This is a genomic window from Sorangium sp. So ce176 (genome assembly GCF_051519835.1).
Classification (GTDB): domain Bacteria; phylum Myxococcota_A; class Polyangia; order Polyangiales; family Polyangiaceae; genus Sorangium; species Sorangium cellulosum_G.
In genome coordinates, this window is record NZ_CP150371.1 from 7,091,489 (window position 1) to 7,105,531 (window position 14,043).

Genomic DNA, 14,043 nt, shown 5'->3' on the forward strand with positions numbered 1-14,043 from the left:
CGGCCGCATGTGATCCAGGCAATGGCGAGGGGCCGTCCGGCCCCGGCACGGGCTCCGGCGGGGGCGCCACCGCGGGAGATGGCGGAGGCGGTACGCAGGTGGACGGCTCAGGTGGCGGCCCGGGCTCGGGCTGCACCGAGTTCGTGATGCCCACCGGCGTGAACTGCGATGCGCCGATCGACGGCGCGCTGCCGGTCGACCTGCGCTGTACGGGCCTCTACGGGGACTTCGACAGGCGCGAGCCCGCGTGCGGTGTCCTCGAGTACAAGCCGGCGATCGAGCTCTGGAGCGACGGCGCCGCGAAGCGTCGCTGGGTGTCGATCCCGGCGGGCCAGAAGGTGGACGCGAGCAACCCCGACGCGTTCGTGTACCCGGAGGGGACGCAGTTCTGGAAGGAGTTCCAGGTGCAGGGCGCTGACGGCGCGATGCGCCTCGCAGAGACGCGCCTGCTGCGCAAGACGCCGGACGGCTGGCTCTACACGAGCTATGTGTGGTCCGAGGACGGGCGCGAGGCCATCCAGATGCAGAACGACACGGGGGTTGTCGATCTGTACGGCACGGGCCACACGGTGCCGACGCGCGATCAGTGCAAGGAGTGCCACTCCGGGCGCGGCGACTATGTCCTCGGCTGGGACGCGCTGATGCTCGGCCCGGGCGCCGAGGGGCTCACGCGCGAGAAGCTTGTCGAGGCCGGGCTGATGGACGGCGGGAGCCACCTCGCCCTGTCGATCCCGGGCGACGAGGTGGAGCGCCTGGCGCTCGGCTACATGCACGCGAACTGCGGCGTGAGCTGCCACAACGACAGCGTGGACGCGCCGGCGCGGGACACGGGCCTTTACCTGCGGCTCGAGGCAGCCGACCTCGGCAGCGTGGCGACGACCGACGCCGTCACGACCGGCATCAACAGGCGCCCTGCCGACAACGCCAAGTACGAAGGGCTCGAGAACACCGATCCCAGCTACTGGTACGATATCCGTCCGGGCGACCCGGCCCGCAGCCTGCTCGTCGCCCGCCAGGAGCTGCGCGGCTTCGAGGGGCAGATGCCGCGCATCGGGACCCACAAGGTCGATGAAGCGGGCGTGCAGGCGGTCGTTCGCTGGATCGAGGGTATGACCGAGGCCAGCTATCCGCCTCCCGGTCCCTGACGCGCCCTCCGGAAGAGGGCGGATAGACCCGCCCGGCGCTGGCCGCACGTCCGCGGCCAGCGCCGGGCAGCCGCTCACATTTCAGGGACGATCTTCACCAGGCTGTTGCGGTTCGCGACGAAGTACAGCTCGCCGTCGTTGTCCTCGACGATCGCGGTGAGATCCTCGAACGTCGGCAGGCCGCCCTGGCGCGCGAACGCGGGGGCGTTCGGCGCGTTCGGATCTCGGTTCTTGAGGATCTGCGTGATCGGCGACGTCTGCGTGCCGCACTGCATGATCGCGCCCATGCGCTCCCCTGTGTAGTCGCCGAACAGGTACACGCCGCGGAGCTGGGTCAGCGCGGTGCCCCGGTACACGTAGCCGCCGATCACCGACACGTAATCGCGGAACGGCCCGGTCGCGGTCCGGCGCCTGTCGATGTCGACGATCGGCTTCGTGTCCGTCGTGCCCTCGCGCAGGGTGCGGCCGTTGCATGTATTCGCATGGTCGCCCTCGAACGCCGCCCAGCCGAAGTTGAGCCCGCTCACGCCGGCAGGAACGAAGTCGACCTCTTCATAGCTATCCTGGCCGACGTCGCCGATGTAGAGATCCTGGGTCAGCCGATCGAAGCTGAACCGATAGGGGTTCCGCAGCCCGTAATGCCAGACCCGCGCGGCGCTGCCGTCGAAGGGGTTGCCGGCCGCCGCGTACGGCTCGGGCGCGTTCGGATCGAGCCGCAGGAGCTTCCCGAACAGCGAGTTGATGTCCTGCGACCCTCCGGGCTTGTCGCTGTTGCAGCTCCCGCCTCCGTCGCCCGTGCCGACGTAGAGCATGCCGTCGGGCCCGAACATGACGTGGCCGCCGTTGTGGTTGACCGCCGAGGCGTCGAGCCGCAGGATCGTCTTCGAGGGCGTCTCGTTCGCCACGAAAGGATTGCCCGCCGAGCGCTGGTACTCGAGCACCACGTCGCGGTTCATGTTGGTGCCGGTGGTCGGCGTCATCGCGATGTAGAACTTTCCGCTCGTCGCGTAGTCGGGCGGGAACGCGATGCTGAGGAGTCCGCGCTCGTCGTCGAAGGCGCCCGTGGAGAGCTGGATCTGGCTGCTCACGTCGAGGAAGTTCTCCTCGCGCAGCGCGCCGCCCGTGAACACGCGGATCTTGCCCGTCTGCTGCACGAGGTACCAGTCGCTCGACCCCTTCGGCTGGGCAGCGTAGACCAGCCTGTCGACGCCGGTGACCACCGGCGCGAGCGCGAGCTTCCCGACGTCGGGCGCCGCGCTCGCGTTGCACACGGGCGGCTCGTCGCCCCCGCCGCCCCCGGTGCCCGCCGGCGGCGCGCCGCCGCTCCCGGTCGTCCCCGCCTCCGTTCCAGTCGCCGTGCTCGTGCCAGTCCCGCCCGCCGGTGAACCACCACCGCCGGAGGAGCTGCTGCTGCTTCCCTGCTGCACACCCGTACCGGTGCCCCCCGAGCCCTGCGGGGGATCACCGCTGCTGGAGGAGCCATCGTCGCCACAAGCGCCGTTCACCAGCGCGAGAGCCAGCCAGGAAGCCAGGATCGTTCGTTGCTTCATCATGGGGCCCATCTTAGCCGAAAACGGGCCGACTTCCTTCTCGGTCTGCAGCCCTCAGATCACCTGGACTTCCCGTGCATGCGGCAAAAGACAGTGATGCAGTGCACAACTCCGGCCATCCCACACGGGGTCTCATCAACGTCGCACCCGTGGCGGAGATATATTCCCGCACGTCTCGGTTTCGATCATGCCGTGGCGTCGGCGTCAGCGCTTTCTGGGCGCCGCGCCGTCATGCCCCCACGGCGCCGGCGATCTTCGCGATCGTGAGGACGGCGCGAAGCACCTCGCGCCGCCGCGGCGAGGCGCTCCCAGGCCGTGACGCCGGCCAGCGGCAGGCAGGCGGCCTGCGCGTGGGACAGGGCGCCCGGCTCCGGAGGCCGCCTCTGCAAATCTCGTTCGCAGCCGGGTATGCTCTCTGGCGCTGTAGCTGAGGCCGGTCTATACAGAGCCAGCGAGCGACATGCGCTGTTCCGGGAAATGTGCCGCGACCTTGCGGATCTTTGTTGTGAGGTGAAGCGCGCTGTCATCGCTGCCGGAACGCGAACGTGACATAGTCCGCCAATGCAGACCATAACGAACAGGCTTCTTCGTACCATTCGAGTCCTCGTCCTCGCGGGCGTGCCATTCGCCGCACTGGCTTGCTCCAGCAGCGTTTCCGATACGTCGGGGGATGGCGGGAGCGGCGCGACGAGCAGCGGAAGCACCACCGGCAGCGCGACCTCGGCCGGCCCCACGAGCACCTCGACGGCGGCGTCAGGGAGCGGCGGCGCGGGGACCTCGACGGCGACGTCAGGGAGCGGCGGCGCGGGCGGCTCGACGGGCGACGGCGGCGGCGGCGGCGACACGTCCTCTGGTGAATTCACGCTCACGAGCCCCAATCACACGGAAGGCGCGGAGTTCGGCGACAAGTACACCTGCGCGGCCGCCGGCTTCAACGGCAGCCTCCTGCCGGAGCTCAACTGGACCGCGGGGCCTCCGGGCACGAAGAGCTACGCCATCACCTTCATCGACGTCACCCTGACGACCAAGACGCCGCCCAACATGAACGGCTATCACTGGGTCATCTACAACATTCCAGCCGACGTCACCTCGCTGCCCGAGGAGTTCAAGAACGCGGCGTCCATCGGCGCCATGCAGAACATGAACTACCTCGGGCCTTGCCCGAACTTCGGCGGCGGGGGCGCCAACACCGACACCTACGAGTTCACGATCTACGCGCTCGGCGAGGAGTCGGTGACGATCGCGGGCACCGGCACGGCCGCGGTCAAGGACGCGGAGACCAAGCTCGAGGCGAGCCACCTCGCGAAGGCGAAGCTCACCGGCACGTCCGACGCCTCCCCGCCGTGATGAGGGGGGTCACCGCCGCGCGCGCGGCGCGGCGGTGAGGCTCCGCATGCAGAACTTGAGGGCTTCGCGCAGGGTGGCGTGCGTGCCCAGGGCGCGCATGTCGATGTCCAGAGAGGACATTGTCCGCGCGACAGCGGGGCGGATGCCGGTCACGATCGCCCGGACGCCGAGGAGCTGGACGGCCCGCACGATGCGGACGAGGTGATCGGCGACGGCCTCGTCGATGGCCTCGACGCCGGTGGTGTCCAGGATGGCGAAGCGCGCGTCGCCGCGCGAGACCGCCTGCAGCAGGCTGTGCATCAGCTCGTCGGCGCGCTCCTTGTCGAGCGCGCCGATGAGCGGCACGGCGAGCACGCCGTCCCAGACCTGGAGGATGGGGGCAGAGAGGGCGGTCGAGGTCTTCCCGGACGACGACCGGCGCGATCGCCAGGGCGGGCAGCTCGCGCCTCACCAGGAGATCGGGGTCGTCGCGCTCGAGGCGGGCCATGGCGCTCGAGGCGCCCCAGCGCGCGTACTGCGCGTGCGCCTCGATCATATAGGCGCGCGCGAGCGTTGTCCTCCCGAGCTTCAGGTAGACGCGCGCGCAGAGCTCGTTGCCGAGGGCGCCGTCGTGCAGGTAGCCGCCGTCTGCGGCCGCGCGGATGCCCTCGTCGTAGAGGTCCAGGGCCCCTCGCCTGTCGCCGCCCACGCGCGCGAGCTCGGCCGAGAGCAGGAGGTGGCGGTGCCTCAGTTGTCGGGGGCGTGGCTCGCCCAGAACGCTACCTTCTCGCCCATCGCGCGGGCCTTCGCGAGGTACTTCTCCCGCGTCTCCGGATCCGCGCCCTCGGCCGCCAGGATCAGCGCGATGCCGCCGTAGAAGTGGAAGGGCGGGTTGCCTTGCCAGCCGGCGCTCCCGATGATCGTGGGGTTCGCCTCGAACGCGAGCGCCGCCGCCCCCGCGTTGTCGCCCTGGAACAGGCGCAGGACGAGCCGGTAGAAGAGGGCGAAGAAGAGCGACGCCTGGTTGTTGATCGCCGCCGCGGCCGCGACGATCTCGTCGATCTGGATCCACTCGCCGGCGAGGTCGGACGGGCCCGGATCCGGGCTCATGAGGTTCTCGCAGAGCTGGCCGATGGCGCTGAGTGAGCATCGCCGATCGGGAGGAGGCGCCGCGCTGGCCCGCTGGCGCATGAGCGTGTGAGCGCCCCCTTCGACCCTCCAGGCCGACGGAGGAGCAGGACGACGGCCTTGCGATGAGGAGGGGACACGGCGGTGACAGGGCAGGAGGCACGAGGAGGAGAGTGTGCCTCGGTGTGTCCTGGAGCCCGCCTCCGCTCCCAGAGCGTTTAGAACACAATAAATTACCACGGCGTGGTCCGGCCGGGCAAGTAGGGAAGTGGCCTCGCCGGGCGGGGCACACCACGCAAGCCGTCGCTCCCTGTCGCGGCTCAATCGAGAGGAAACTGTTCCTCTGCCCAGGCCCTCCAGTCCGACGGAGCGCGCGTGGCCTCGAGATAGCGGCGAAGCTGGTGGGCGTCGTCGAAGGCCGACATCCCCCACAGGCGAAACGCGTCGACGTAGCCCATGTCGTCATCGAACGAGTCCGCGAAGTCGGCGAGATCCAGGCCGAGCTGCCATGGGGCCTTCACGTCTCCGGCGCAGAGGAACCGAGCGAGCGAGCTGAGCCCCAGGTGAGGCTCGACAGGGCCTGCGTCGCCGCTCTCGAGCGCTCGCGCGCAGGCGCGCCAGGTCTCCGGCACGATCGGCGGCTTCCATCCGCCGGCGCTCCGGAGCGCGGCGATCCGACGCGACCAGAACCAGAGCTCGCGGGTGTCGTACCGGGCCGCGTCCTCGGGCGTCGCGCCGCGCTCCCACGGCCAACGCACGTCCTTCTGCTGGCCGAGCCACGTGGTGAAGGCGACGTCGGACGCGATGAGTCCCTGCTCCAGGAGCGCGGCGCGACGCTGGGCAGTCGCTGTCGGGTCGTCCTCGTCGTCGCCGTCGTCCTCCGATCGCTCGGTGGGATAGAGCACCTCGTGGACGGCGTCTGCCCAGCTCATCGGCGCCGGAGGATGGCGTCGCAGGTAGGCGATGCGGGTCTCGAGGTCGGGGGCGAGCTGCTCGAGAAAGACGCCCCACAGCCCCATCCAGTCTTCACCGGCGCCCATTCGCCACCCCATCGTGTGGCGCTCGTAATCGGGGAATCGCTCCCAGGGAGGAGCGAGGTCGCCGCGCGGGTCGAGGTGCTCGCGGAGGCGGGCGCGACAGCGCTCTTTCCAGTCCATGACGGCAGCATACCGCCATGAGCCGCCCGGCGATGACGGGGTGATCTCTCCGATCTGCGCCTGCGCGCTCGGGTTCCGGTCGAGCGGCTCCCTCTCATGAGCCCCTCCCCGGGAGAACCGACCCGTCCGCCACCGCTCCTGACCGATCTCCCCTTGCTGAAACGTTTCACCCGCAGCGAACTGAGCATCAATGACGCTGCGCGTCTGACGTGAACGCGATGCGCCGAATGCGATTCGGCGGCTGGCAAGCTCAAGCGCGATCCGAAGCCGAGCGCGCTGGTACGGCCGTCCCATCCCCCTCGAGCAACGCCGGACCCTCTGGCTGGCCTCTGGCCAGCCTCTGGCTAGAGCGAGAGCGTACTCCGGCGATCCGCTCTCGCGGGAAAGAGACGCCCCATCGAGATTTTGGTCCCCGGCTCGTCGGGGCAGTCCCGTCTTGACCCCTAGTTTCTTGACGGGTAGTGTACGAGGCCGGTTGGCAACCCGTCGGTGTTGCTTGATTGCGAATTCGATTCAGGGTCGAGTTCCGAGCGCGACCAGTTGATGATCTTGGACTGGCTTACGGTCGCCCCACGAATGTGGTCGCTCGGGACGAGTACCTTGTACTGAATTTGTGCTTAACGAAAAGAGCGAAGCCATGAGAATCCGAAGAAGCCATATCTTCTTGTTTTCCTTCTCCATCCTCGGTCTGGTGGGCGTCGGCTGCGGCGGCGACAGCTCGAGCGGGGCGACCGGGGGCCCGGGCGGCGGCACCGGCGGTGCGGGCACCGGGGCGGGCACGCCGACCGGCGGCACCGGGGCGGGCACCCCGACGGGCGGCACCGGCGGTGCGGGCACCGGGGCGGGCACGCCGACCGGCGGCACCGGGGCGGGCACCCCGACGGGCGGCGCCGGCGTCGGTGGCGGCACGACCAACCCGGATGGGAAGCCCACGCCGGACACCGACGGCTCACCGGCCGGCAAGTTCCGGGTCAACCTCTCGAACGGCCGCCTGACGCAGGACGGCACCGAGATCCAGGTTCGCGGCGGCAACTGGTTCGGCCTCGAGGGACAGGACGATCTCGAGCGCCCCGGCGCCATGGAGCTCTTCATCGGGTCGATGTGGTGGGCGGAGAACAGCGCCCCGCGCACCATCGAGCAAACGATGAAGGAGCTCACGAGCTCTGCGCTCAAGTTCAACACGATCCGGCTCCCCATCGCGCCGCAGACCCTGGTCGCCAACCATCCGGACGGCAACTACAGCACCACCACTCCGCGGATCAAGAACAACGATCCGGACGTGTATCCGTACGCCAACGCCCTCGAGGCGCTCGAGGACTTCCTCAAGCAGGCCGACAAGAACAACCTGAACGTCATCATCGGCATCCACTCCTGCTCGAACCACCTCGGGTGGCGCGCGGGCAGGCTCGACGATGCCCCGCCCTACGTGGACAGCGCCCGCGAGAACTACGACTACAAGGCGGACGACTACAACTGCACGATGGGCGAGGACGCCTACAACGTCGACAAGTGGCTCGCGGACATCCGCACGATCGCGAAGCTCCCCGCGAAGCTCGGGATCGACAACATCATCGGCATCGATTGCTTCAACGAGCCGTGGAAGTACTCCTGGGCCCAGTGGGCCGATATGGCCAAGGCGTGCTACGACGTCATCGCCGAGGAGAACAACGACATGATCGCGGTGGTGCAGGGCGTGTCCGGCAGCCACCAGATCGCGGGTGGCTCGGGCCTGGACCTGGAGCCGGAGCCCCACGGCGATGAGAACCTCAACCCGAACTGGGGTGAGAACTTCTACGGGCAGACGGCCTACCCGATCCAGATCCCGAGGGATCGGCTCTGCTTCTCGCCCCACACCTACGGGCCTGCCGTGTTCGTTCAGAAGCAGCACGTCGACCAGTCGAAGCCCGAGTGCGTCGGGCTCGAGGACGAGGCGGCCGCCGCGGCCAAGTGCGGGCTGATCGTGGAGCGGAGCAACGCGACGGCCGTCGCGGCGCTGGAGAAGCAGTGGGACGAGCACTTCGGGTTCCTGCACGACCAGAACTTCTGCGTGATCACCGGCGAGTTCGGCGGCGTGAAGGAGTGGCCGAAGAACGAGATGGATCCGCCCCTCGCCCAGCAGTGGGCGCACTTGCCCGCTGGCAAGCGCTACGACTGGGAGTGGCAGAACATCTACACGGACTACCTCATCAAGAAGAAGATGACGGACTTCACCTACTGGTCCATCAACCCCGAGTCGGGTGATACGGGTGGCATCTACGAGCACGCGTACACCGATGCCGAGAAGTCGGGCTGGGGCACCTGGACGGGTCTCGACGCGGAGAAGGTCGAGATGCTGGCCCGTCTGAAGTAGACCGGGTCGCGGATCATGAAGATCGCCCGCAGGTCCAGGACCTGCGGGCGGTTTCTTTTTTGTGGCTTCCAGCCGGCGACGGGGGGCGTCAGGGAGCGACAGCAGGCGCCGGCGCGGCCGCGCGGTGCGCCATCAAGAGCTCTGCGAGCGGGCCCTCGGTCACCACGCGCGGCACCTTCACCTGGCCGGGCGAGGCGCCCCGGCGGACCAGGAGCTCGCGCAGCGCGCGGAACGTCCCCGGCTGCACGACGTGGAGCGAGAGCGGCCCGAGGCGCCCCCGGAGGGTGGCGTAGTGCGGGTTGGCCGCGCGGAGCGCGTCGTCAATCCGCCCGGCGAGCCGCTCGATGGACGCAGGCCGGCTCCCGTCGGTGAGCTCCACGAACACGACGTAGCGCTTGAGCGCGGACTCGGCATCTTCCATCGTCGAGAAGTCCACGAGCCCGAGGGCCTCCCTCGACAGCGCCTCGTCCAGGGCGCGATGGATCGCGTGCTCGGACGTCTTCTCCCCGGCGATGTTGAGCAGGCACCCGCGCCGGTGGATGAGCTCCACCACCGGCGCGCGACGGTGGTGGCGCGCGACCTCGATCACGTCGCCCATCCGGTAGCGGTACAGCCCGCCGTGGGTCGTGACGACGATCTCGTACCGTTCCCCCTCGGAGAGCTCGTCGATGCGCCGGACCGAGGGGCGCTCCGCGTCGAGGTCGTCGGCAGGGATGAACTCGTAGAAGGCGGAGCTCGGCAGGAGGGCGTAGACAGGGGCGCCCAGACCGAGGTTGATGCCGAGCATCGCCTCCGAGGACACGTAAAAAGGCGAGTAGATGGGGACATCGCCGACGTAGCGCGCGAGCTTCTCGGCGTAGATCCGGAAGCTGCCGCTCGTGCCGCCCGAGACGTGGGAGAGGCCCGGCCAGAGCCGCCGCGCGATGCCGTCGAGACCCCGCTCGAGCTCCTTCGCCACGGCGCTCGCCCGCCCGGGATCGGCCCGCAGCCTGGCGCGAATCGGCTGCGCGAGCTCGGGCGGCAGGGCGACGTCGGGGCGCACCGCTCCGCGGCCGAGGTCCTCGACAAGCGCAGGCCAGCGCGCCTCGAGGATCTGGAAGAAATCGAGGAGGCCGGAGGCGAACGGCGCGACGATCGTCCCGAGCGCGGGTTGCGCCAGCGCGAACAGGAGGTGCAGGTAGAGCGCGTCGGGGTGGGCCGGGACGTGGAAGGCCTGCGGCGGGGACGCCCACGCTCCGGGTCGCCGCTCGAGCGCTGTGCGCATCATGTAACAGGAGATGGAGCCTGTCGGAAAACCGCCCTCGGTCCGGCCGGTCAGCAGCGCGCTCATCAACGAGACCGCGGGCCTGTCCTCACGTGACGCGGGGATCGCGTTGAACACGACGCCACGACTCGTGAGGACGGTTTGCGTGAGCTGGCGATGCGCGAGCGCGGTGACCGGGATCAGCTTCTGGGTGCCCGTCGTGCCCGAGGTCAGCGCGAACGCGTTGACCGGATAGGCGGTGAGCACGCGCTGGGCCCCGCGGGCCATGCGCTCGATATCCGCGCGGAGGTCGTCGTAGGTGGCGATGGGCACCGCCCGCTGAAAGTCCCCCGCGGTCCGGATCGCGCTGAAATGGTGACGTCGTCCGAACTCGGTGCCCTGGTGTCGCCTCACGATGTCCAGCAGCAGGCGCTCGTTCACGGCGCCCGCCCGGTGGGCCTGCGCCTCGAAGCGCAGCCTGGCGAGCCGGCTGACGCCGACGAAGGCCGAGTGGAGCAGCGTGGGCAGGATCGAGCGCATACGGGGCCTCCTGGAGCAGCGTCGAGCGACACGGCGGCGAGCGAGCCCCACTGTGCCCGATCGAGCCGAGGAAACCAAGGCACGCGGCGTCCCCGGCCGGCGACCGCTGCCGGCTACCCGACCTGGGGTCGGTCGCGGGGCCGTGGGGTCTCCCGGAGGGACGCGGGCGCCGCGGTGCAGGATGCCGCCACGGGAAAGCTGGCCCCGTCGGCACGACCGGGGGTGACATTCACGGATTCACCGGCGAGACATGAAGGCCAGCTACAGGCCCCCGCTCAGCGCCCCGCGGATCGCTCGCTCGACGGGTGAATAGTCCCCGTGCTCGCGCTCGAGCCGCAACGGCTCGGCCGGGAGCAGGGGCGGCTGCGCCATGAAGCGCGGGCGGGTGCCGCGGTGCGGCTGCGCCGTGTGGACCAGGAACGGATGACACAGGTAGACAGTCCCCGCCTCTCCCGTCGCGAGCACCTGCTGTCGATGCGCCGTCTCCGCGAAGCCGTTCGCTGCGAGGTCACGCAGCGTCAACCCCTGCTCGCCCGCGGACGCGAGCTGCCTCGCGATGTCCAGGTGCGACCCCGCCCGGATGCGCGTCGGCGCGTCGGACTCGCTGACATCCGAGAAGAGAAACAGCATGAGCAGCGCGCGGCCGCGCGACGCGACGTTCACGCGCCACGTCATGAAGTCGGGGTTCTCCGTGCCGAAGCTGGCGTCGACGTGCCAGCCCGCATCGCCGGGGTCGTCAGGCGACGGAAAGCGGACGGGGAACGTGCCGAGCGCGGCCGGCGGCTGCCAGCGCCCGCGGCCGACCAGCTGATCGAACGCGGCGCGGAGCACCGGCGTGTTCGCCGCGTCAGCGAACGGTCGCTGGCCGTACATCCCGAGCCGGACCACGGGCTTCGTCCATGTCTTCGGGTCGAGCGGATCGAACCCTGTGTCACGCCACAGGATGGCGCGCCCCTCGTCGGCGAGGCTCCGGGGAAAGGCCGCGTCGATCCGCACGAATCCTTCGGTGATGAAGCGCTCGATCTGCGCGTGGCTCAGCTCGGTCATGGCGCGTGAGCCACCCTACTCAATGTGCCGTGAGGGTGCAAGCCGCCGAGAGCGGTGGAGCTCGCGCCGAGGCTCCCCGCCGTGGCGGGGCTACTCCTGCGTGCGCGCGTCGCCCAGGTAGTAGGCACGCTGCGCCGGATAGTAATCGGAGAAGTCCGGCAGCGGCTCGCCGAGCCGGGAGGCGACGAGCATGTCGAGGTAGTACTCCCATCCTGGCCCGGTGTCCCCGGCGAGCGCTGGATCGGCGAGGTGCTGAACGAAGGTGAGCTCGGTCGTCTCCCCCCTCGCCGTGAGCGAGAGCGCGAGCCGCCAGTCGCCGTGGTCGTCCTTCATCGACACGGCGAGGTGATGCGGCGGCTCGCATGCGTCGATCGAGACGTTGCACGGCGGCGCCCCTTTCTCGAACGCCATCTGGAGGCGCACCGTCTTGCCGGGCCCCGCCTCCCCCTCCCACGGGCCGATCCAGCGCGCCGTGCTCTCGGAGGCGGTGACGCTCTGCCAGACGTCCTCGATGGGAGCGCGAAAGCTGCGCTTGATCACGAGATCGGCGCCTGTCGCGGTGCCTCGTACGCGGCCGGTGGGTCGGGGGCTCATGCTGTCTCCTTCTTTCGTTTCGTGTCGTTGCGGGGCGGGTCGATGGTGGCCATGCGCTTCTGCCGGCGCACGCGGTGGACCTCTGTCTCGAGCGCGTCGAACCGACGGTGCCACGGGCTCTCCGCGCGCAGCTCGCGCAGGAACGCCTCGAGCTCATCGAGCGCGCCGAGGACGATGCTGTACTCGCGCTCGCGGCCGCGCGAGACGTCGCGCACCAGGCCGGCTTCGCGCAGCACCCGCAGGTGCCGGCTGACGGCCGGGCGGCTGACCGAGAACGCGCTGGCGAGGGTGCCCGCCGAGGCGGTGCGATCGCGCAGGATCCGCAGGATCTCCCGTCGGATCGGATCCGCCAGCGCCTGGGCGACCGCGTCCATCGGCGTGATGCGTAACCGAATCGTTACGCGTCGTCAAGCCCAGGGGATGATCCGACGATGCTGGACGAGCTCACCGTAGACGCGCGGTGACTCGGCGGGCTGCGTGCAGATCCAGAGGGCGTTCTTCGCGGCGTCCGCCGGCGATTGCGCGGACGACATGTCGTCGAACCACGGGCGCGACGCATCGGTGTCCACGAGCCCTGGGCAGAGCGCGGCGATGACGATCCCGCGCTGCGTCGCCTCGTCGTGTCGCTGTCGCGCGTGGACCTTCATCGAGGCGACCTGGGCGATCTTGGATGGAATGTTGATCCACGCCGGCCAGTGGTGAGCTTCTGCCTCGCCGCGCTCGACGAGCTCCACGTACTCGTCCATGACGCGCTCGATGTCCTCGAGAGAGCGCGTGGCGGGGTCGAAGAGGTGATGGAGCCGCGGGTCCAGCTTGCTCAGGGAGCCGAAGGCGCTCGCGACGACGAGGAGCCGACCGCCGTCGCGCAGCAGGGGCCCGAAGGCGCGGATCATCCGGTAGGTGCCGTGGTTGTTCGTGTCGATGAAGGTGCGGACCTGGGCCGCCTGCGGCCGATCCTTCACGATGCGCGCTGCCGCGTTCGAGAGCACGATGTCGATCCCGCCGTGACGGCGCGCCAGCGTCTCGGCCAGGGCCTGGACGCTCGCGTTGTCGGTCACGTCGAGCCGGGCCAGCGACGGCTGCAGGCCTTGCTCGCGCAGGCTCGCGACGGCCGCCTCGCCGCGCTCCTGATCCCGCGCCGCCAGGTAGACGACGCTGCCCGCCGGCAAGTCCTGGCAAAGCCGGGCGACCATCGCGTAACCGAGGCCCTGATTGCCGCCTGTGACAAGCGCGATCTTCGACATCGATCCCTCCTCCGTGCGTTCGTGAAGCAGATGAGTCGTCACTATCGCCCAGCTTCGTCCGCCGGGGTAGTCGACGGACGCTGAACGTCCTTGCCGCGCTCGCGCGGGCCCGCGATCCGCTTTCCTCACGGCGGCGCCGCGCGGTACCCTGCGCGGGTGCGTGCCGTTGAAGTCCTGTGCGCCCTGCCGATCTTCGCGATCCTGGCCAGGTACGTGCAGGAGAAGCGCGGCACCGGCAGGATGGGCGAGATGCTCTTTGCCTGCCACGTCGCGGCCCTCGCCGTGGCGCTCGGCCTGCTCGCCGGCGCTGGGTGGCTCGTGGGTCCGGCGTTCGTGTTCTCTGTGGGCGTTGGCATCCCTGCGTGGCTCATCGAGGTCATCGCCACGCGCAAGGTCACGCTCCTCTCGATCGCCGCGCACCTCGCGCCGCCCGCGGCGGCCGCGCTTCACCTCGCGCGGCGCGGCCTGCCGTCGGGCAGCGCGCTCTCGGCCTGGGGCACGTTCGTCGCGCTGCTTGTGCTGAGCTTCGTCGCGACCGACCCGGCGCTCAACGTGAACCTCGCCCACCGCCCGTCCAGAGAAATGGCTGCTTTCGCGCCCACGCCCTGGGCTGCCCGCCTGCTGATGGCAGGCGTCACGCTGGGCGCGCTGCTCGTCGCGGAGTGGGGCTCCGCGCGTGTCTTCGGCCGGAGCGTGGCAGCCGAGGACTGGGGGTGATC

Annotated in this window: 13 protein-coding genes; 4 read left to right on the forward strand and 9 right to left on the reverse strand. The window is 69.8% G+C overall.

The genetic code is table 11. The annotated features are described in order from the left end of the window. Window positions 1-98 precede the first annotated feature (98 nt). Entirely contained in the window at window positions 99-1,145 is a 1,047-nt protein-coding gene (locus WMF42_RS26495; protein ID WP_437685528.1) for a hypothetical protein, read from the forward strand. Between the two features lie 74 nt (window positions 1,146-1,219). Here WMF42_RS26495 and WMF42_RS26500 read toward each other — a convergent pair whose 3' ends face one another. Continuing rightward, a complete protein-coding gene (locus WMF42_RS26500) occupies window positions 1,220-2,698 on the reverse strand; it encodes a PQQ-dependent sugar dehydrogenase (RefSeq protein WP_233561226.1) in 1,479 nt (492 codons plus the stop codon). A gap of 615 nt (window positions 2,699-3,313) precedes the next feature. Here WMF42_RS26500 and WMF42_RS26505 point away from each other — a divergent pair. Further along, a complete protein-coding gene (locus WMF42_RS26505; protein WP_437685531.1) occupies window positions 3,314-4,042 on the forward strand; it encodes a YbhB/YbcL family Raf kinase inhibitor-like protein in 729 nt (242 codons plus the stop codon). 9 nt (window positions 4,043-4,051) lie between these two features. On the opposite strand, the gene WMF42_RS26510 is transcribed toward WMF42_RS26505, so the two are convergent. The 3 genes from WMF42_RS26510 to WMF42_RS26520 all read right to left on the reverse strand — a co-directional run bounded on the left by WMF42_RS26510 (window position 4,052) and on the right by WMF42_RS26520 (window position 6,306). Continuing rightward, window positions 4,052-4,417 (reverse strand): STAS domain-containing protein, encoded by a 366-nt coding sequence (locus WMF42_RS26510; RefSeq protein ID WP_081426273.1) that lies wholly within the window; start codon window positions 4,415-4,417, stop codon window positions 4,052-4,054. 351 nt (window positions 4,418-4,768) lie between these two features. Then, window positions 4,769-5,131, reverse strand: a complete 363-nt coding sequence (locus tag WMF42_RS26515; protein WP_437685532.1) for a hypothetical protein — start codon at window positions 5,129-5,131, stop codon at window positions 4,769-4,771. A 338-nt stretch (window positions 5,132-5,469) separates the two neighbouring features. Beyond that, window positions 5,470-6,306, reverse strand: a complete 837-nt coding sequence (locus WMF42_RS26520) for a hypothetical protein (protein WP_437685534.1) — start codon at window positions 6,304-6,306, stop codon at window positions 5,470-5,472. A 637-nt stretch (window positions 6,307-6,943) separates the two neighbouring features. Here WMF42_RS26520 and WMF42_RS26525 point away from each other — a divergent pair. Continuing rightward, entirely contained in the window at window positions 6,944-8,656 is a 1,713-nt protein-coding gene (locus tag WMF42_RS26525; protein ID WP_061606810.1) for a glycoside hydrolase family 5 protein, read from the forward strand. An 88-nt stretch (window positions 8,657-8,744) separates the two neighbouring features. Here the strand turns inward: WMF42_RS26525 and WMF42_RS26530 are convergent, their stop codons facing one another. From WMF42_RS26530 to WMF42_RS26550, 5 genes are all read right to left on the reverse strand, one after another. Next, window positions 8,745-10,439, reverse strand: a complete 1,695-nt coding sequence (locus tag WMF42_RS26530; RefSeq protein ID WP_437685535.1) for a GH3 auxin-responsive promoter family protein — start codon at window positions 10,437-10,439, stop codon at window positions 8,745-8,747. A 261-nt stretch (window positions 10,440-10,700) separates the two neighbouring features. Next, window positions 10,701-11,486, reverse strand: coding sequence for a phytanoyl-CoA dioxygenase family protein (locus tag WMF42_RS26535; protein WP_437685537.1), 786 nt, complete (start codon window positions 11,484-11,486; stop codon window positions 10,701-10,703). A gap of 90 nt (window positions 11,487-11,576) precedes the next feature. After that, window positions 11,577-12,080, reverse strand: a complete 504-nt coding sequence (locus WMF42_RS26540) for an SRPBCC family protein (protein WP_061606807.1) — start codon at window positions 12,078-12,080, stop codon at window positions 11,577-11,579. Further along, a complete protein-coding gene (locus WMF42_RS26545) occupies window positions 12,077-12,454 on the reverse strand; it encodes an ArsR/SmtB family transcription factor (protein WP_061606806.1) in 378 nt (125 codons plus the stop codon). The genes WMF42_RS26540 and WMF42_RS26545 overlap by 4 nt, the downstream gene beginning before the upstream one ends. A gap of 33 nt (window positions 12,455-12,487) precedes the next feature. Continuing rightward, entirely contained in the window at window positions 12,488-13,324 is an 837-nt protein-coding gene (locus WMF42_RS26550) for an SDR family NAD(P)-dependent oxidoreductase (protein WP_437685540.1), read from the reverse strand. A 156-nt stretch (window positions 13,325-13,480) separates the two neighbouring features. Between WMF42_RS26550 and WMF42_RS26555 the strand changes: the two genes are divergently transcribed. Beyond that, complete coding sequence (locus WMF42_RS26555; RefSeq protein ID WP_437685542.1) at window positions 13,481-14,041, forward strand: hypothetical protein; 561 nt, start codon at window positions 13,481-13,483, stop codon at window positions 14,039-14,041. Window positions 14,042-14,043: the final 2 nt, after the last annotated feature.